General features: G+C 61.8%; 15 protein-coding genes. 4 read left to right on the plus strand and 11 right to left on the minus strand.

Annotated features, from left to right (window positions below):
• The coding region (locus PPP56_RS01120) for a hypothetical protein (RefSeq protein ID WP_353561918.1) at window positions 1-288 on the plus strand (288 nt) is incomplete at its 5' end.
• A gap of 531 nt (window positions 289-819) precedes the next feature.
• Here PPP56_RS01120 and PPP56_RS01125 read toward each other — a convergent pair.
• The 5 genes from PPP56_RS01125 to porX form a co-directional block, all read right to left on the minus strand.
• Window positions 820-2,478 carry an alpha/beta hydrolase gene (locus PPP56_RS01125; RefSeq protein ID WP_353561920.1) on the minus strand — a complete coding sequence of 553 codons (1,659 nt, stop codon included), beginning with the start codon at window positions 2,476-2,478 and terminating at the stop codon, window positions 820-822.
• Window positions 2,479-2,531: 53 nt separating this feature from the next.
• A complete protein-coding gene (locus PPP56_RS01130; RefSeq protein ID WP_502912536.1) occupies window positions 2,532-3,011 on the minus strand; it encodes a hypothetical protein in 480 nt (159 codons plus the stop codon).
• A 144-nt stretch (window positions 3,012-3,155) separates the two neighbouring features.
• Window positions 3,156-4,451, minus strand: coding sequence for an MFS transporter (locus PPP56_RS01135; RefSeq protein WP_353561924.1), 1,296 nt, complete (start codon window positions 4,449-4,451; stop codon window positions 3,156-3,158).
• Between the two features lie 244 nt (window positions 4,452-4,695).
• Complete coding sequence (gene tgt / locus PPP56_RS01140; RefSeq protein ID WP_353561926.1) at window positions 4,696-5,826, minus strand: tRNA guanosine(34) transglycosylase Tgt; 1,131 nt, start codon at window positions 5,824-5,826, stop codon at window positions 4,696-4,698.
• A 232-nt stretch (window positions 5,827-6,058) separates the two neighbouring features.
• Window positions 6,059-7,627, minus strand: coding sequence for a T9SS response regulator signal transducer PorX (gene porX / locus PPP56_RS01145; protein WP_353561929.1), 1,569 nt, complete (start codon window positions 7,625-7,627; stop codon window positions 6,059-6,061).
• A gap of 161 nt (window positions 7,628-7,788) precedes the next feature.
• Between porX and PPP56_RS01150 the strand changes: the two genes are divergently transcribed.
• Window positions 7,789-8,451: an O-methyltransferase gene (locus PPP56_RS01150; RefSeq protein ID WP_353561931.1), complete on the plus strand. Its 663-nt coding sequence runs from the start codon at window positions 7,789-7,791 to the stop codon at window positions 8,449-8,451.
• 35 nt (window positions 8,452-8,486) lie between these two features.
• On the opposite strand, the gene PPP56_RS01155 is transcribed toward PPP56_RS01150, so the two are convergent.
• From PPP56_RS01155 to PPP56_RS01170, 4 genes are all read right to left on the minus strand, one after another.
• The gene (locus tag PPP56_RS01155) at window positions 8,487-9,299 is read right to left on the minus strand and encodes a helical backbone metal receptor (protein ID WP_353561933.1); all 813 of its coding nucleotides are present in this window, start codon (window positions 9,297-9,299) and stop codon (window positions 8,487-8,489) included.
• Between the two features lie 66 nt (window positions 9,300-9,365).
• Window positions 9,366-9,656 carry a hypothetical protein gene (locus tag PPP56_RS01160; RefSeq protein ID WP_353561935.1) on the minus strand — a complete coding sequence of 97 codons (291 nt, stop codon included), beginning with the start codon at window positions 9,654-9,656 and terminating at the stop codon, window positions 9,366-9,368.
• Window positions 9,657-9,678: 22 nt separating this feature from the next.
• Window positions 9,679-11,145 (minus strand): UDP-N-acetylmuramate--L-alanine ligase, encoded by a 1,467-nt coding sequence (locus PPP56_RS01165; protein ID WP_353561937.1) that lies wholly within the window; start codon window positions 11,143-11,145, stop codon window positions 9,679-9,681.
• 132 nt (window positions 11,146-11,277) lie between these two features.
• Entirely contained in the window at window positions 11,278-12,420 is a 1,143-nt protein-coding gene (locus PPP56_RS01170) for a CNNM domain-containing protein (protein ID WP_353561939.1), read from the minus strand.
• Between the two features lie 231 nt (window positions 12,421-12,651).
• Between PPP56_RS01170 and PPP56_RS01175 the strand changes: the two genes are divergently transcribed.
• Window positions 12,652-14,127 (plus strand): amidohydrolase family protein, encoded by a 1,476-nt coding sequence (locus PPP56_RS01175; protein ID WP_353561941.1) that lies wholly within the window; start codon window positions 12,652-12,654, stop codon window positions 14,125-14,127.
• Between the two features lie 48 nt (window positions 14,128-14,175).
• Window positions 14,176-14,631 (plus strand): hypothetical protein, encoded by a 456-nt coding sequence (locus PPP56_RS01180; protein ID WP_353561943.1) that lies wholly within the window; start codon window positions 14,176-14,178, stop codon window positions 14,629-14,631.
• A 15-nt stretch (window positions 14,632-14,646) separates the two neighbouring features.
• On the opposite strand, the gene PPP56_RS01185 is transcribed toward PPP56_RS01180, so the two are convergent.
• Together PPP56_RS01185 and PPP56_RS01190 are read right to left on the minus strand one after the other, a co-directional pair.
• Window positions 14,647-16,005, minus strand: a complete 1,359-nt coding sequence (locus tag PPP56_RS01185) for a class II 3-deoxy-7-phosphoheptulonate synthase (protein WP_353561945.1) — start codon at window positions 16,003-16,005, stop codon at window positions 14,647-14,649.
• Window positions 16,006-16,137: 132 nt separating this feature from the next.
• Complete coding sequence (locus PPP56_RS01190) at window positions 16,138-17,661, minus strand: carboxypeptidase M32 (RefSeq protein WP_353561948.1); 1,524 nt, start codon at window positions 17,659-17,661, stop codon at window positions 16,138-16,140.
• Window positions 17,662-17,850 lie beyond the last annotated feature (189 nt).

The raw sequence follows: 17,850 nt of genomic DNA on the forward strand, positions 1-17,850 counted from the left end.
ATGGTACGCGCCCACTTAACCCGTCACCTGCGCGCGCTGCACGGCTGGCTCGACGCCAACGCTGCGGGCAACCCCGACACCGAAGCGCACCGATTCCATCTGCACGAACAGATCGAGCGCTTCCTGAATCGGACGCACGACGCCTCTACGCCTGCCCCCGATGTGCGCATCCCCCCGGGCTCGCCTATCGGACAGGACGCGCCTGCGTATCATCAGCGGCAGGCCGAACGCCGCACATGGCTGGAGGCTGCTCTGCCCAAACGGGCTGTGTGCCACGCCCCGTGGTAGTTGGGGATTGGTGACGCCGGAGATGCAAGCGGGACCGAAATCAGGAGCTATCAACACTTAGAACCTGTTTAGGTTTTGGTTTGCGGGCGAGAGCGAGCGCCGCTGCGGCGAAAATTGAACCACGATAGAGGTTCGTAGCCGGGGTTACGGACCGATATCGGGGACAATTTGCAGCCCAGCGGAGCCGCTCGCAGTCCAAATTAAGAAATCAAAACAGGTTCTTATAGTCATCCCAGCCGGTTCTGTACAGAGCGCAGTCTCCAAGTCCCCCTCGGAGAAGTTACGGTTTATACAGATCGTGGCTCGACCACGTAGGCCCTATGGATCAAAGCCAATCAGCGAAGTCGCTCATGAGCATAGCCTGTGCCGCGCTGGCTGCGGTGCGTTTCCATGTACTGCTCCCGCAAACAAAGTGCTTGCCAGCATGCTGTTTTTCCGATGGTTAACCCCCTCACCCTTGTTCCTTCTCCCTTGGGAGAAGGCCAGGATGAGGGGCGTCCAAATTGTGTCTGGTGCATCTGCCCCCGATGGCTACCGGCTGCTACTCACCCGTGGGGCTTCGTCGGGCATGGCGAGGTGGCGGGATAGGCGGTCCAGCTCGGTGTGCGTCCACCCGGTGGGTTCGGTAAGCGCATGCCAGGCCGAAAGGTAGTCTGCCGTAGCGTACTCGTGCCCGTAGCCACGGGGGGCGCTTGTGCCCGCCAGCATATCCACCGCCACCTGCAGCATTGTAACCACCGGATACCACTGCAAGTCGTCCGACACGTCGGGGCCGCGGGGCGGCTGCATCCAGTCGGGCTCTTGCGTGAGCATGCGCGGCTCGAAGAAGGTGATCGGATCGCTGGCATACTGCAGAAAGGCGATGCGGAAGTCGCCCCACGGAGCGCGCCCCTGGTGCAGCCCCCCGTCCTGGTTCATGAAGCGCACCACCGAGCCATCACGGAAGCGAGGCCGCCAGGCCGGCGATCCGGGCTCGCGCTGATCGGTTACGGTGCGCCAGGTGCTCTGCCGAAACGGCGGCCCCACCCACAGCGCGCCGTCAAAGGGGTCGTTGATGATATCATAGAAATCGAAGGAGCGGTCGGAGTTGAGCGCGCCCAGACTAAGCCCGTTGAGATAGAGCTTTGGACGCTCTTCAGACGGGAGCGCAGTCCAGTGCCCGTACACCGCCCGAAAAAGCGCCTGCGCCATCTCCGCGCCGTAATCATCTTCGGTGAGCAGCGCCAGCGGACTCGGCAGATACGAGTACTGGGCAGCGACCGAGGCCACGTCGCCGCGATGCAGGTATTCGAGCGTTTCGATGGAGGGGGGATCCACCCAGCCGGTGCCCGTGGGCGTAATGAGCACCAGCACCGAGCGGTCGAACGCATCCACCCGAAGCAGTTCGTCGAGTGCAAGGCGCGCCCGGGTTTCCACATCTTCGGCAGCATGCATGCCTACATAGACACGGCGGGGCTGCGTGGCGGATTCGCCGATAACCGCCGCTATGGAGTCGGACTGCGGCTCCCCTGCCAGAAAGCGGCGGCCCTCGCGCCCCATGTCTTCCCACGCAATCAACGAGGCGTCGCTTCCGGCTTGCATCGGATCGCTGGGTTGCGAGATATCGTCTTCAATGAGCGCATCCACCTGTTCGTACGAGGTATCTGCCGAACGTATCAGGGCAGAGAAGAGCACGCCGTCCACGACAAGCCAGAACAGGTAGAACGATAGAATCAGCCCGAGTACGACCGACACCCGGTGCGGTACATACTTCCCCAGTCTGTTAGAGAGCCGGCTCCAGAGCGCTTTGAACTTCCAGCCCAGGGCCCAGCATACGAGGAAGATAGCCAGCGTGAGCAGCCCGACGGTCAGCGGCTGGAAGCCGTCGGCAGGCGGCATTTCCACGAGGGCGCGCACCGAGGTCTGCCAGGTGCTCCACTGCCACATGAAAAAGAGTGTGACGAGCCCCCCGAGAAGAATGGCGCTCCCTTTGATACGGAGCCGCACGGTGCGGCTGGGCGCAGGAAGCTGCAGATACCGCCACAGCGCCTGGCCCAGCACGCCCAGTCCGTATCCGGCAGCCAGCGCGCCGCCCGACACGATGCCCTGCAGCACAGCGGTTCGCGGAACGAGCGTAGGAGTCAGCGACGCGGCCAGAAAGAAGGTGCCGACCATCAGGCCCGCGGCTGAGAAGTAAGACAGGAGCTTCATTCGCTCAGCGCGTTGAGAGCAGTTCTGCGAATTCCGGTTCTTTGAGGACGGGCCTACAGACGCTGCGTCTCGGTGCTCTGCCGTCGCACGCTGCCCCCAACGACCAATCCGGCACTGATCAGCACCAGGTTCTTGATGATGTACTGCCCTTCGATCGTGAGTCCAAACGGAATGCTGGTGAAGCAGACGTCTGGCAGCAACACGAGCGGAAGCATCGTGCCTGGCATCTGCAGAAAGAGAAGCAAGATCGCCACCCGGTTCAGGGGCCGCCACAGAAGCGTTACCCCGATGAGCACCTCCCACCACGCCAGAATCGGATAAAACAGGTCGGCAGGCAGAAAATAGATCGTGCTCTTCACCAGCTCCTCGGCCGGACTCATCCCGATTACTTTGAGTCCGCCAAACCAGATGAAGACGATCGCGATGGAGATACGAAGCAGCCAGCGTCCGTAGCGATCCATCCAGGCGGCGATACGCCGGTCGGTTTCTTCAAGGCCAAGCTGACGAATCAGTGCATCTATCTGCTGTTGCATAGCCATGGTCCGGGTCTGTGAAAGGATATCTCGCCATGCATGTGCGTGCGTGTCCGCACAGGATGACGTGGATACGTAAAAAAACGCCGGTGCTGCGTACAATATCCCCTGCAGTGAAAAGGCTCGTCAAAGAACGAGTGGGTGTTACGGGTTATGCACAAGTGCTGCTGCATCCCACCGGCGCCACTCGGCCCAGCAGGCAGCGAGCCCCACCACTACTGCGAGCGGGGCGCTCGCCCACAACACTGGCGTGAATGACGACAGAAAGTCGGGACCCAGCGCCAGTAGTACGGGGCCGAGCGCGGTGCCCGCCACAAAGATCGTCGCGGCGAACCCGCGCACGCTGCCGTGGTGTGCGCGGCCAAAGTAATACGCAAACGCACTGCCCAGGAGTGCATTCTGCGTTCCCTGAGCCACCCCGAACAGAAATCCATAGGCCCACACGAGCGTCGGAGTTGATGCAAACGGGGCACCTCCCATAAGGATAGCGTAGGCGGCCATAAGCACCCCGAGCAAGTAACGCGGCGAGGTGCGGTCGATGAGCGCCCCCATGAGCAGCGTAAAGACGGCCGTGAGTATGCCATACGGCACAAAGAACTGCGCCGCAAGCGCCCGGTCGGCCCCCGCTTCAGCGAGAATAGCAAAGTGATGAAAGAGTAGCCCGGTGCCGAGCCCACCACTGCATACGCCCCCAGCGATGAACAGCCAGAACGTACGCGTGCTCCGCGCCTCGGGTAGCGTCAGTCCGCGCACAGTAGACGCTTCGTTTGAGGCCGATGCACCGCCGGTCTTGGTGTGGGCGTCTGCGTCGGGAGTCAGTCCGAAGCGCTCGGGCTCGGGGCGATAGATGGCCACGAGAAGCGGCAGCACCAGCACAGCAAGCAGTGCCCCGATGATGAGATACGACGTGGCCCAGCCGTACGCCTGCAGGAGCTGCTCGATGAGCGGCGGAAAGACCGCGGTGGCCCCTGCCATGCCCAGCCCGAGCACGCCCACTGCAAATCCGCGCCGCTTCTCAAACCAGAGATTCACCACGTGGTTGTTGATCAGCCCGAGCGCCCCCTGCCCGAGCCCACGTAGCATCAGAAACCCGAGGAAGAGCGTGATCCAGCCGCGTACCTGGCTCATGGCCATGCAGGCAAGGGCAAAGCCTCCGCCGACCAGCAGCACCATCCGCCGCGGCCCGATGTAATCCATCTTCCGCCCGATCCACGGAAGGGCGAGCGATCCCGTGACGGTGGCCACCGTATAGAGCCACGACACCACCGTTCGAGAGAGCGAGAGGTCGTCCACAAACGCATCGATGAAGAGCGACACCCCGGCGGTCTGTCCAGGCAGCGTAGCCGCCATGCCGAGCGTAGCCGCCGCCAGAACGGTCCACCCGTAGAAGCCGGGCATGCGTTGCATCAGCGGAGTAGGAGACGGTGTAGAATCAGGCATAGGGTAGGCACATGGAATAGAAAAGCACATCCACATAGCGCCCGGCCCCCGGCAGGTTTCGGCAGCGTCATCCCCGCTCGCCCTCTTTGCCGGCGCCCCCCGACCATCTCACTACGCCGTGCCCCGCGCGCCGCATCGTGACCTATATCGCAGCGTGCCCTATGTGCTATTGTGCCCTATGTGCTATTGTGCATTGTACCCGGCATTATTTTGCAGCGTATTATGGTACCCGGCCCTGTTGCGATCATATCCGCTGCGTAATCTGCGGCAGAATGGCATCCTTCCACGCCATAAACCGATTCTCCAGAATCGCCTTCCGCGCCTCCCGCATCAGCCAGCAGTAGAAGGCCAGGTTCTGCTGCGAGGCGATCTGCAGGCCCAGAATCTCGTTCGACTTCTGCAGATGGCGCAGGTACGCCTTCGTGAACGTCTGCGACACGTAGGCCTCCAGCCCCGGGTCGATCGGCGTGTGGTCGTTGGCGAACTGCGCGTTTTTGATGTTCATGCGCCCCTGCGTGGTGAAGAGCGTGCCGTTGCGTCCGTTGCGCGTGGGCATCACGCAGTCGAACATATCCACGCCGCGCGCAACGTTTTCGAGCAGATTCTCGGGCGTGCCCACACCCATCAGGTAGCGCGGTTTGTGCTCCGGCAGAAGCGGAGCCACCACCTCTACCATGTCGTACATATCTTTGTGCGATTCGCCCACCGAGAGCCCGCCAATCGCATAGCCCGGAAAGTCCAGGTCCACCAGTGCACGGGCCGATTCGCGGCGCACCTCCGGATACGTCACCCCCTGCACAATGCCAAAGAGCGCCTGCTCATGGCCATGCGGCGAGGTGGTTTTCTCGTAATGGGTGCGCGCCCGCTCGGCCCAGCGCAGCGTCAGCTCGTTCGACTCCCGCGCATACGCCTTCGACACGTCGGCCGCCGGACACTCATCCAGCACCATCATAATGTCGGAGCCCAGCGCGCGCTGCGTATCCACTACTGATTCCGGCGTGAACATGTGCTTCGAGCCATCGATGTGGCTGCGAAACTCCGCGCCCTCTTCAGTCAGCGTGCATCGATCGGCCAGCGAAAAGACCTGGTATCCCCCCGAGTCGGTCAAGATCGGACCGTTCCACTGCGAAAACCGCTGCAACCCGCCCGCCGCCTCAACCACGTCGGTGCCCGGACGCAGGTACAGATGGTAGGTGTTGCCCAGAATAATGTCCGCTTTCACGTCCTCATGCAGCGCGCGCGGTGGCACCCCCTTTACGCTGCCCAACGTGCCCACCGGCATGAACACAGGCGTTTGCACCGTGCCATGTGCGGTTTCAAACGAACCCGCACGGGCATCGCTTTTCGGGTCGGTGTGAACAAGCGTAAACTCCATAACAGAATGAGGACGGCAGTAAAAAGATACGGTATGAAGGGGGATGCGAAACGCTGGGTAGCTTCATGGCAGAGCCGTCGCGGCTCCGTAGGGCAGATCGCTCCCTGTGGGCGTGTTATCTCGCGCAGGTGCAGCCTCTCGCCTTAGGGTGCCGGTACGGATGCGCACCCGGCGCGCTCTTTCAGCATCCGCGTTGCGTTCGTAGAGACAGCTATGGGGCAGAGGGCCCGCGTTACTCTTTCGGCGTAAGCGTAGCCACCGGCAGGATCATCTCTTCGAGCGAGGCACCGCCATGCTGAAACGTATCGCGGTAGAGCTTCTCGTAGTGGTGGAAGTTCGTTGGGTAGACGAAGTAGAAGTCCTCTTTCGCGAGGATGTAGTTCGTATTCATTGCCGGCGCCGGCAGGCCGTACGTCTCCGGATCGCGCACATAGATCGCTTCCTCCTCGTTGCATTGCAGGTTGCGCCCATGCTTGTACCGCAGCGCCGTCGACGTCTCCCGGTCGCCGATCACCTTCGAAGAACGAAGGCTAAGCACCGCGCCATGGTCGCTGGTAAGCACCACCGTGCAGTCGCGCTCAGACAGTGTTTTCAGTGCATCCAGCAGCCACGAGTGCTCAAACCAGGTACGCGTGAGCGAGCGATAGGCCGCCACGTCGGGCGCCAGCTCCTTCAGCACATCCGAATCGGAGCGGCTATGCGCAAGGATGTCCACAAAGTTGACGACGACGGCGCTCAGGTCGTGCTGCGTTAGGTTCTGCGCCTGGTCGGCAAAGCTGCGCCCGTCCTCGGTAGCAATGAGCTTGTCGTAGCGCATGCGCATGTCGTCGACGCCCCGCCGCTCCATAAAGTCATGCAGCAGCGCCTCTTCGTACTGGTTGCGGCTGTGCTCCTCCTCTTCGGCTTTGGACTGGAGGTTCGGAAAGCGCTCGTCAAGATCGAGCGGAAGCATCCCGCTAAAGATGGCGTTGCGCGAGTAGGGCGTTGCCGTTGGTAGAATGCTGTAGTGGAAGTCCGTTTCCACCTGGAAGTGTGGGCGCAGCAGGTCTTCAAAGGCAAGCCACTGGTCGTAGCGCATGCAGTCGATCACAAAGAACACAACCGGGCGCTCTCCGAGCCGGGGAAAGACGTGCTTGGGTAGCACCTCGTGCGAGAGCAGCGGGCGCCCCGTGTGTTCGGGGGCGCGGTCTGCATTCGCGATCCAGTCGGGGTACTGCTCCTCTACAAAGCTTCCGAAGCGCCGATTGGCTTTCTTGAACTGGTCGTCGAAGATCTGCCGGGCGCCCTCGTCGCCTGTGAGCGACAGGTCGTAGTTTACCAGGCGCTGATACAGCATGCGCCACTCCTCCGCCGTTGTCGTTTCGCTGATGGTGCGGTCGATCTTTCCGAACGACTGCAGGTACTGCTCCGACTGCGACTCCTGCTGCAGCCGCGTGCGCTCCAGCACACGCTTACACGTCAGCAGAATCTGACTGGGGTTAACCGGCTTGGTAAGATAGTCGCTGATCTGCCGGCCCAGCGCCTTTTCCATCAGATCTTCCTCCTCGCTTTTCGTGACCATAACGACGGGCACCTCAGGGCGCGCCTCTTTCAGCTCGACCAGCGTATCGAGCCCGCCCATTCCCGGCATCTGCTCATCCAGGAAGATGAGCGAAAACGGCTTTTCTTGGACCAGACTCACCGCATCGGCCCCGTTCGAAACGGTTTCAACCGTGTAGCCTTTGTCTTCCAGAAACATAACGTGAGGGCGAAGCAGGTCGACTTCGTCGTCGACCCAGAGCAAGCGCGGTGCATCAGCCATAAAGCGGGAACGTCGGTACATGCCGGGAAACGTGGACGGGCGCTCCTACCTTGTGGGCCGGGGTTTTGATTCGGAACGATTGCCACGGAGACACGAAGCGCTGTAGTACGTATCGGAGAGCAAATTGCTTACTTACATCGATCACACACCGCCCCCCCCCTATGTCAAACCAGTCGATTGGACTTACCGATGCCTTGCACGACTACCTGCTGGACGTATCGCTGCGCGAAACCGAGATTCAGCGGCAGCTACGTGCCGAGACGATGAACCACCCAAAGCACGACATGCAGATTGCTCCCGAGCAGGGACAGTTCATGCAACTGCTAACCCGGCTCATGGGCGCAACGAAGGCCCTTGAGATCGGTGTCTTCACCGGCTACAGCGCGCTTTCTGTTGCGTACGCGCTGCCCGACGACGGCATGCTGGTTGCGTGCGATATCAGCCGCGAGTACACGGCTATTGCGGAGCGCTACTGGGCCGAAGCCGGCGTGGCCGATCGCATCGACCTGCGCATCGCTCCGGCGCTCGACACGCTGCAGGCCCTTCGCGACGGCGGCGCCGAGGGCACCTTCGACCTCGCGTTTATCGATGCCGACAAGACCGAGTACGACGCCTACTACGAGCACGCGCTGGCGCTGCTGCGCTCCGGCGGCCTGATTCTGCTCGATAACATGCTGCAGGAGGGCCGGGTGACCGACCCGAACGCCACCGATGCCAACACGCAGGCGATTCAGCAGCTCAACGCCAAGCTGCACAACGACGAACGCATCCACCTGAGCCTACTGCCTGTGGCCGACGGACTCACGCTGGCGCTGAAACGATAGCTGCGTCTTGACCGGGCAGGAAGTGATTCCCTCACCTATTCTGCGTGTTCTGTACGTTCTGCACGCAGGGTACGCAGATATTCGGGCGTGTGAAGCAGGCGCGGCCCATACCAGGAAAAGAGCTGTCCGTCAACGACCTGTACGGTGGTCTCAGGGCACGCATCGCGGATCTCGCTGGTGAACCGGTCTTTCTCTCCGAATGGAAACGGTTCGGTGCTGCACAGAATCACATCGAGATCGGCGGCGGCAAGGGCATCCAGCGAGACCTCGGGGTAGCGGGTGGCTTCCTTCCACGGCGAGGCAAATCCGCCGTAGCGCATCACGTCGTAGATAAAGGTGTCGCCGCCCACCGTCATGTACGGGTCGCGCCAGATGAGGTAGGCAGCGCGCCGGGGCGGCCATTCGGGGAGCGCTGCAAAGCGCTCGGTGATGCGGAGCGCCATCTGCTGCGCAGCCAGCGCGCGGTCGACCAGCGCGCCTACATGGCGTATCATCTGGGTTGCCTCGCTGACGGTGGCCACGTCGGTGACGTACACCGGGGCGTGGGCGCCCAGGGCCTCGACATCGGACTGCGTGTTCTCTTCCTGATTCGCAAGGATGAGATCAGGCTCCAGCGCTGCTACGCGTTCCGCATCCACCTGTTTGGTGCCTCCTATGATCGACTTTTCGTTACGCCAGCCCGCGGGCCGTTCGCAGAAGCGCGTAAGGCCCACCACTTCATCGTTGAGGCCGAGCCCGTGAAGCAGGTCGGTGAGGCTGGGCACCAGCGAGACGATACGCTTCGGCGGCGCACTGAGGCAGATGGGACGGCCGAGGGCATCGGTTGTGTCGGCAAACGGAGCAGGCATAGGCAGGCGTAGGAGGGCATGCACATCCAGCAGAACCAACGTGAGCAGCGTTTGCTGGGCGGGCGCCTACTGAAAGAAGGTAGCGCCGAAGAGCACGATACCTGTAAGCGCACACACGATCGCTGCGGTGTTAAGAATGGGGACCGGGCGCTGCAAGGAGTGCTGTACAGGATTGCGCATGCCCATGAGCACACCCGCAATGCCGAGCAACAAGTCGGCGCCGGCGCCGAGCGTGTCGCCTTCTGCGTAGCTGCCAACCGCCATATACATCAGGAAAAGCCCAAAGCCAATCAGCAGGATGTCGATGAGCGAGATTGCAGATCCGGTGTCTTTCTGTGACTTCTTGGATTCAGCCATAGGTAGGTGGGATTAGAAAAACTCAGTCGGTATGGGCGAGTGCCTCCAGCAAGCGGGCTGGCAGGTGTCCGAACGAGCCGTTGCTCATCGTTACGACAACGTCGCCCGGCGTGAGGAGGCGTTTCAAGCGCTGCAGTGCGTCGTCGGGGTCGTCGGCCACGGTGGCCGGCACCCCGCGCTCTCGCAGCGTGGTAGCCACAGCCGCTATATCGAGCCGATCGTCCGGGTCGTCGTTGTGGCGAAAGGGTGGGGTGCTGAGAACGACCTGGTCGGCGGCGTCGAAGGCGGTGGCGTAGTCGTGCGTAAAGCGAGCGCGGCGGCTGGTGTTCGAGCGCGGTTCGAACGCTGCAACCAGACGACGCCCGGGATAGGCGGTGCGCAGTCCCTTCAGGGTTGTCTTTACAGCAGTAGGATGATGAGCAAAGTCGTCGATCACTGTGATGTCGCGAACCACGCCCCGAATCTCCTGGCGGCGGGCAACGCCTTCGAACGACTCGAACCCGCGCGCTACCTGTCGGCTGTTACAGCCCTCGCTGAATGCGATGAGAGCCACCGCCAGCGCGTTCTGCAGGTTGTGGGTGCCGTGCAGCGGAAGCCGATACGTCCCCCGCTCCAGCCCCCCCATCGTGATCGTAAAGCGCTGTCCGTCGGGGCCTGCTTCGTGGTTGGTTACGGTTACGTCGTTGCTTGGGTCGATGCCGTAGGTGCGCACGCGCCCGTCTGTATGAGCCGCCAGGCGCGCCACCGCTGGATCATCGCCGCAGAGCACAAGCAGTCCGTCACGCGCGCCCAGCGTGCCCACAAACGCCTCGAAGGCCTCGCGGTAGGCCGCCTCGTCATCAAACACATCGGCATGGTCGAACTCAAGCGACGTTACGATCGCCTTGTCGGGCCGGTAGTGCATGAATTTGGGACGCGCATCGAAATAGGCGCTGTCGTACTCGTCGCCCTCGACAACAAACGGCTGGTCGGTACCCAGATGCGCGCTCTTTCCCGTGTTGGCAAGTACGCCCCCGATCAGGTACCCGGGGTCGGCCTCTGCCGCGCGCAGCGTGTGCACGAGCAGCGCCGTGGTGGTGGTCTTCCCGTGTGTGCCGGCTACAACGATAGAGCGGCGATCGTCGGTCAGAAACGTGCGGCCAAGCGCCTCCGGAAAGGACTGCTGTACGAGGTTGTTCTCGCGGGCGTGTGTAGCTTCAGGGTGGGTAGGCGTACAGGCGTTGCCGACCACGGTGAGATCGGGCGCCGGACTGAGGTGGGCCGGGTCGTATCCCTCAAGCACCTCAATGCCGCGGGCCTCAAGCTGCGTGCTCATTGGCGGATACGCCGCCTCGTCGCTTCCCCGCACCGTGTACCCGGCCTCGTCGAAAAGCTGCGCGAGCGAGCCCATGCCCGTACCGCATATGCCAATCAGATAGACATCCGCAATGTCTTCCGGGGCAGGAACCGGCGGGCGCTCGAACGTACGCAGCGAGTCGGTATCGGACATATTGCAGCAATCAGACGGAGAACGCAGAGGGATTCGGAAAACATGGGTCGTACAGGGTACGTCGTACGGGGGCTCCACGCGGCATTCGGCTGCCTCACCACCGGCCGCACGGTGGTACCCCGGCCGACCCGGCTATTCAGATGAGGGGGTAGATACATCCGGGGCGTTTGGCGAACCATCGGATGGGGACGGCACGGCTGGTGCCACGATGTCGGCCTCGGTAGCGGCATCGTCAGACACCATGCCCAGCTTCTGAGCCCGCCGAAACCACTGCTGGCGCGCCAGGTCTTGCATGTCCTCGACCGAGTCGGCCTCGTCGACAATCTCCATGCCGAGTAGCGTCTCAACTACGTCTTCCATCGTAACGATGCCCGCAACGCCGCCATACTCGTCGACGACCAGCGCAATATGCTCCAGGCGGTCGAGCATGCGTTCGAGCAGGTCGGGCAGGGGCAGTGTTTCCTGAACCACGATCATCTCGCGGGCCAGACTGGAGAGCGGAGCGTCGAGATCTTCCTGCGCGGCGCGCAGCAAGATCTCATCTTTGAGCACGTACCCGGCTACGTCGTCACGGTTTTTGCCGTAGACCGGGATGCGGGAGAACTGAAACTCGTCGTACTTCGTCACCACATCGCCGATGGTCTCTGTCTTGGGCAGGTCGAACACCACGGTGCGGGGCGTCATGACATCCTTCACGCGCAGCGAGTTAAACCGAAACAGGTTGCGCAGGATGTGCGACTCTTTCTCTTCGAAGACGCCCTCCTCTTCGCCCAGCTCGGCAAGTGCCGTGAACTCTTCGCGGCTAAACGACACCTGCTCTTCGCCGCTGGCCAGAAGGTACGACAGGCCTTTCGACAGCTTTACGAAGGGCCACATCAGTACAATAGTAGGCCCCAGCACGCGCGCCACAAACGGCGCCAGCGACCGCCAGTAGACCGCACCAAGCGTTTTGGGAATGATCTCTGAGAAGACCAGGATAAGCAAGGTCAGCACCGCCGATATAACGCCGATGTACGCCTCCCCAAATACAATCGTAGCCTGCGCCCCTGCGCCTGCGGCCCCCACCGTGTGGGCAATGGTGTTGAAGCTCAGTATCGCCGCCAGCGGCTGGTCGATATCTTCTTTGTACTGCTGTAGACGCTCGCCAATGGGGTTCTCGTCTCGTTCCAGCGCGGCTACGTATGACGGGGTCGTGCTCAGCAGCACCGCTTCCATGATCGAACATAGAAACGATACTCCGATCGCCAGCGCAACGTATAAAAGTAATAGACCCATGCAGCGAGTACAGCGCCCTGGAAGTCACGCGCCACAAGGCGCGATTACACCGACGGGCTGCGACACACAGTTATGACAGAGTAAACGATAGTGGATACCAAGAATGCATAGCCTCCGGTGCAGTTTCTATACTGCGCCGTCAAGCAAGGAGATCTTCGAGGGGTTGACAGCAATGGCGTTAGACACGTTATTGGAGCTACCCACTGTTTTCCGCTCGTCTCTCCCCACCCTATGCGCTCGTTTTCGCTTTATATCGCCTTGCTGAGCATCGTATATACGCTGTGTGCTCTGCTACTCACCGCCCTGCCTGCTTCAGCCCAGACGGGCGCTGCACCCGATCTACCGACCGTGCAGACCGGGCATCCCGAGGCCAGTCATGTGGTGCTGCGTGGCGGACAGATGATCGATGTGTCGGAAGACATAGCTGTGGCGCATCAGGCCACCCTCATTGCAAACGGACGCCTGCTGCGCGTAAACGACGACCTCGGCGACGATATTCCGGCGGATGCGCACGTTGTTGAACTCAACGATGATCAGTACCTGCTGCCCGGACTGGTTGACCTGCACGCGCACTACAACATGGACCTGCTGGGCGAGGGGCGCGTCGATGAGGCGGTGTACAATCCGCTTGTCTACCTGGCGAATGGCGTCACGACCACGTTTACCGGCGGCGAGTATGACCCGGCCATCATGGAGGCGGCCCGCGACCGCATCAACCGGGGCGAGCAGATCGGACCCCGCATCCTGACTGCGGGCCCTTACATCGGGCGCTCTAACCCGGACTGGGACCCCGACTACACGGCCGATGACATACGTGCGCTGGTTGATGAATGGGCCGCGCGGGGCGTGGCTGGATTCAAGGCGAAGGGCGCTTCGCCCGAGCATCTCGAACCTGCTATCGAGCGTGCCCATCAGCACGGACTCACCGTAACCGGTCACCTCGATTCCGGATGGCGCGGAAGCACCAACGCGCAAGACGCTATTCGCATGGGCATCGACCGCGTAGAGCACATTCTGGGCGGACACGTGCTCGACCGCGAGCGGCCTGCCTATCCCGTCTGGAATGAAGTCGACACGACCTCAACAGCGTTTCGAGCTATCGTGCAGACGTTCTTAGACCACCGCGTGCACTTCAGCGCAACCATGACAGCCCCGGTTTATTTTGCGGGTACTGAGGGATTCGAGGGCTTCGACTACTGGGTCGACGAGCAGCGTTTCTTTACGCCCTACGTACAGCAGGTGTGGGCCGAACGCGCCGAGGAGGTTACGGGCAGCGAACTGATGGAGGGGCTCTACGCTGCCATGCAGCGCTCGACGAAGGCGTTTTACGATGCCGGCGGGGGCGACCTTATCGTGCTGGGCACCGATAAGCCAGCCTGGGGCGACTACCTGCCGGGCTTCGCCGCTCATCGCGAAATGCATGCAATGGTGATGGCTGGCATCCCGGAAGCTGCAGTGCTACGCATCGCCACCAAAAACGGCGCCGAGGCGATCGGCAGGGGAGGCCTGCTGGGCACGCTCGCCCCCGGTACGCTGGCCGACCTGTTCGTCGTTGAGGGCAATCCCCTGAACGACATTACCCACACCCGTAACGTGCAACTCGTCATGAAAGGCGGGCGCCTCTACAACCCGGATTTGCTGCTGGAGCCCGCCTATGAGCAGATTGGCCCCACCGGCCCCGACGACCACGACGGCTGGACCCGCTGATGCTGCATCTTTTTGCGTTTGCCCTTTCTACACCTGTTTCTGATTCGTATGCTCCTTGCTGTTGACTTAGGGCTCCGTGCCGGGTTTGCACTGTACGACTCCGACGGACGTCTGCAGTCGTATCGCTCTACCAACTTCGGGTCGAACGCACGCCTGAAGCAGGGCGCCTACCGGATGATGCAGGAGCACGATGCCCTCGCGTGGGTTGTGCTTGAAGGCGACCGGGGCCTCGCCGAGCCCTGGATGCGGCAGGCGAAGAAGCAGAAGGCTTCGACCGCGTGCATCTCGGCCGAACGGTGGCGCAAGAAGCTGCTGAACCCGAGCCAGCGCCGTACCGGAAGCGACGCCAAGGAGGCCGCCGACGCCCTGGCCCGGTCGGTCATCGAGTGGTCGGGCGCGCCGCGTCCCACCTCACTCCGCCACGACGCTGCCGAGGCGATATGTATCGGGCTGTGGAGCGTGCTCAATCTGGGCTGGCTGAAGCATATGCCGCCTGAGCTGTGATGCCGGGCGAGCCGCCTACTTATGCAGGGCGCGGTACTTGCGCACGATGCTGAAGGCGATCTCAAGCGACTGCTCGTAGTTCAGGCGCGGATCGACGAGCGACTTGTAGGCACGCTCTAAGTCGTTTGCCTTGAGGCCGCGTGCGCCGCCAATGCATTCCGTCACGTTCTCGCCGGTCAGCTCGAAGTGCACGCCCCCGAGCCGCGACCCTTCGGCGGCGTGGATTTCAAAGGCCTGCTCAAGCTCGCCCAGAATGTTTTTAAAGCGCCGGGTTTTGATGCCCCCGTTGGTACGCTCAGTGTTTCCGTGCATCGGGTCGCAGCACCAGAGCACCGAGTGCCCCATGCTCTGCACCATGTTAATCAGCGGTGGCAGGCGATCTGCGATCTTGTTAGCTCCGAAGCGCGTGATGAGCGTCAGGCGCCCAGGTTCGTCGTCAGGGTCGAGATGATTGATAAGCGTGCGCAGCTTTGAGGGCGTCATGTCAGGCCCCACCTTAAGTCCAACCGGGTTGGCAATGCCCCGCATGTACTCCATGTGCGCCTCGTCGGGAGCGTTGGTGCGCTTGCCGATCCACGGCAGGTGCGTGCCCAGATTGTATATGCCCTCTTTGTGCGGCACCGAACGCGTCAGGGCCTCCTCGTATGGAAGCAGGAGCGCCTCATGGCTCGTGTAGAACGTCACCCGCTCCATGGCGTTGAGCGCATGCTCGGCCACCGTATCGATGAACTGCATCGCCGTACCGATGTCGTCGACCAGCCGCTGGTACTCATTAGCAAGCGGCGAGTGCGCCATGAAGTCCACGTTCCAGTACTCGGGGTGGCGAAGATCCGCGAACCCACCTTCTGAGAGCGCGCGCACCAGATTCAGCGTAAGCCCGGAGTGCGTGTATGCCTTCAGTAGGCGATCAGGGTCGGGCGTACGTGCCGCCTCGGTGAACTCCGGACTGTTGATGATCTCCCCGCGATAGCTGGGCAGCGTGGTATCGCCCTGTGTTTCGGTGTCTGAGGAGCGTGGTTTTGCGTACTGCCCTGCAAAGCGCCCAACACGCACAATCTTCGTGTTGAGCCCATAGGTAAGCACCAGACTCATCTGCAGAAGAATCTTAAGGCGGCTGGTGACCACGTCGGCTGTGCAATCTTCAAACGACTCGGCACAGTCGCCTCCTTGTAGCAGAAACCGGTTGCCCGCCTCCGCCTGAGCCAGGTCTTCTTTCAGGTTGTCGATTTCCCACGACGTAACCAGCGGTGGCAGATGATCGATCTGCGACAGCGTTGCCTGCAGGGCATCGGGGTCTGGGTACGTAGGCTGCTGACGGACAGGGCGTTCGCGCCACGAAGAGGGGCTCCAGCGGTCGACGGTATCGGTGGGCATAGAAACAGGAGAAAGCGTATGCAATAAACTAAGAGGAGCGTAACGAGACGGGCCGCGCAGCGTTTCCCGGCGCTGGTATGATGCACAGATTCTACAAGCCCGAAGCGCCGGAGAACCTGGCTGCCATGCACCTTACAGCACGCGCTGAGCCTGCAGATCAGGATAGATGGCACTGTACTTTTTCTGAACGTAGTTGAGCCAGGGCCCCGCGTCGAGCGGCTGTCCGGTAGCCTGCTTTAAGAGCTCTGGTGCGTCGAGGCGGCGCCCGTACTGGTGGATGCGCTCGCGTAGCCACTGGAGCAACGCATCAAACTGCCCCGATGCCATCTGCGCGTCGAGATCGGGAAGGTCCTGGCGCAGCGCGTCATCAATCTGAGCGGACATGAGAGTGCCGAGCGCGTAGGTGGGGAAGTACCCGATCGCGCCAAACGACCAGTGCACATCTTGCAGCACCCCGTTGGCATCTGAGTTGGGCGTTACGCCAAGGTACGATGCCATCCGGTCGTTCCAGGCAGCAGGCAGATCATCTACCGCCAGGTCTTCCTGCACCAGCGCGCGCTCCAGCTCAAAGCGCAGCATGATGTGCAGGTTGTACGTGACTTCATCGGCCTCTACCCGAATGAGCGACGGCTCTACCCGGTTGATGGCACGGTAAAAATCGGCACCGGGCACCCCGGCAAGCGCCTCTGGGAAGACCTCTTGCAGGTCGCCGTAATAGTGCTGCCAGAAGGGGCGACTGCGCCCGACCATGTTCTCGTAAAGGCGCGACTGCGATTCGTGGATGCCGAGCGAAGCGCCTTCGGCCAGCGGCGTGCGGGCCAATTCAGGGGCAATGCCCTGTTCGTAGAGACCGTGGCCCGCCTCGTGCAGCGTCGAGAAGAGCCCAGACGGCAAGAACGCTTCATCGAAACGCGTGGTCAGACGCACGTCGCGTATGCCGAATGACGTAGTGAACGGATGTGCAGAGAGGTCCTGGCGTCCGCAGTCGAAGTCGTAGCCGAAATCGGCGATCACCTGCTCGCCGAAAGCGCGCTGTGCATCTGCCGGAAAGGTGCCGTGCAGCATGGCGTCGTTCGGAGCGGGCTGATCGGCAATGGCCTCCACGATAGGCACAAGCTCCTCACGGAGGTCCGCGAAGGTGTCGACCACCGTGGAGGTAGGCATGCCAGGCTCGTATTCATCGAGCAGTACATCGTAGCGCTCCGTGTCGTATCCGAGCGCCTCTGCTTTCTGGACCGTCAGGTCGACGAGTTCTTTGAGATGCGGCGCGAAATGGTCAAAGTCGTCGTTCGCTCGCGCCTGCTTCCACGCCGTCTGTCCACGCGAGGCCGCCTGCGAGAACGCGCTCACCAGCGATGCAGGCAGCTTGCGAGCACGATCGTAGGCACGCTGGGTTACGCGAACGAGGTCGGCCTCTACGGCAGAGGCATCACCGGCCTCAACTGCAGTTTCGGCCCTGTCGAGCAGTGCGCCAACCTCATCGGTTACGAACCGCTCGTGCGCCATCGTTTTGAGCGTCGCAATCTGCCGGGCTCGTGCTTCAGCGCCGCCCTCTGGCATGTAGGTCTCCTGATCCCACGAAAGCACGGCAGCAGCAGACTTTAGGTCTTCGATGGGAGCGAGCGCGTCTTTTAGGTCGCTAAGGGAGGTGGGCATAAGAGGCGGTGGTCAGTTACGGTAACATAGCTTTGTCTGTAGTCAAGAGGCTTTAACCATCGCGCTGCGGCGAACGATCCACCGGCAGCGCGTACGGCTGTATGTATGGTGAGGCATCTCACAGACCGCTCTTCACTTTCACAGAAAGTAGAACATGGCACGCAACACAGACGGGCTTGCTCGCATTGT

The sequence above is a fragment of the Longimonas sp. genome, assembly GCF_040409695.1.
GTDB lineage: Bacteria > Bacteroidota > Rhodothermia > Rhodothermales > Salinibacteraceae > Longimonas.

Bases quoted from the DNA above. Each gene is read 5' to 3' on its own strand.
- PPP56_RS01190 (WP_353561948.1), bottom strand. From the start codon at position 17,661: ATGCCCACCTCCCTTAGCGACCTAAAAGACGCGCTCGCTCCCATCGAA.
- PPP56_RS01125 (WP_353561920.1), bottom strand. From the start codon at position 2,478: ATGAAGCTCCTGTCTTACTTCTCAGCCGCGGGCCTGATGGTCGGCACC.
- PPP56_RS01160 (WP_353561935.1), bottom strand. From the start codon at position 9,656: ATGGCTGAATCCAAGAAGTCACAGAAAGACACCGGATCTGCAATCTCG.
- PPP56_RS01155 (WP_353561933.1), bottom strand. From the start codon at position 9,299: ATGCCTGCTCCGTTTGCCGACACAACCGATGCCCTCGGCCGTCCCATC.
- PPP56_RS01130 (WP_502912536.1), bottom strand. From the start codon at position 3,011: ATGCAACAGCAGATAGATGCACTGATTCGTCAGCTTGGCCTTGAAGAA.
- PPP56_RS01135 (WP_353561924.1), bottom strand. From the start codon at position 4,451: ATGCCTGATTCTACACCGTCTCCTACTCCGCTGATGCAACGCATGCCC.
- PPP56_RS01150 (WP_353561931.1), top strand. From the start codon at position 7,789: ATGTCAAACCAGTCGATTGGACTTACCGATGCCTTGCACGACTACCTG.
- PPP56_RS01175 (WP_353561941.1), top strand. From the start codon at position 12,652: ATGCGCTCGTTTTCGCTTTATATCGCCTTGCTGAGCATCGTATATACG.
- porX (WP_353561929.1), bottom strand. From the start codon at position 7,627: ATGGCTGATGCACCGCGCTTGCTCTGGGTCGACGACGAAGTCGACCTG.
- PPP56_RS01170 (WP_353561939.1), bottom strand. From the start codon at position 12,420: ATGGGTCTATTACTTTTATACGTTGCGCTGGCGATCGGAGTATCGTTT.
- PPP56_RS01165 (WP_353561937.1), bottom strand. From the start codon at position 11,145: ATGTCCGATACCGACTCGCTGCGTACGTTCGAGCGCCCGCCGGTTCCT.
- PPP56_RS01180 (WP_353561943.1), top strand. From the start codon at position 14,176: ATGCTCCTTGCTGTTGACTTAGGGCTCCGTGCCGGGTTTGCACTGTAC.
- tgt (WP_353561926.1), bottom strand. From the start codon at position 5,826: ATGGAGTTTACGCTTGTTCACACCGACCCGAAAAGCGATGCCCGTGCG.
- PPP56_RS01185 (WP_353561945.1), bottom strand. From the start codon at position 16,005: ATGCCCACCGATACCGTCGACCGCTGGAGCCCCTCTTCGTGGCGCGAA.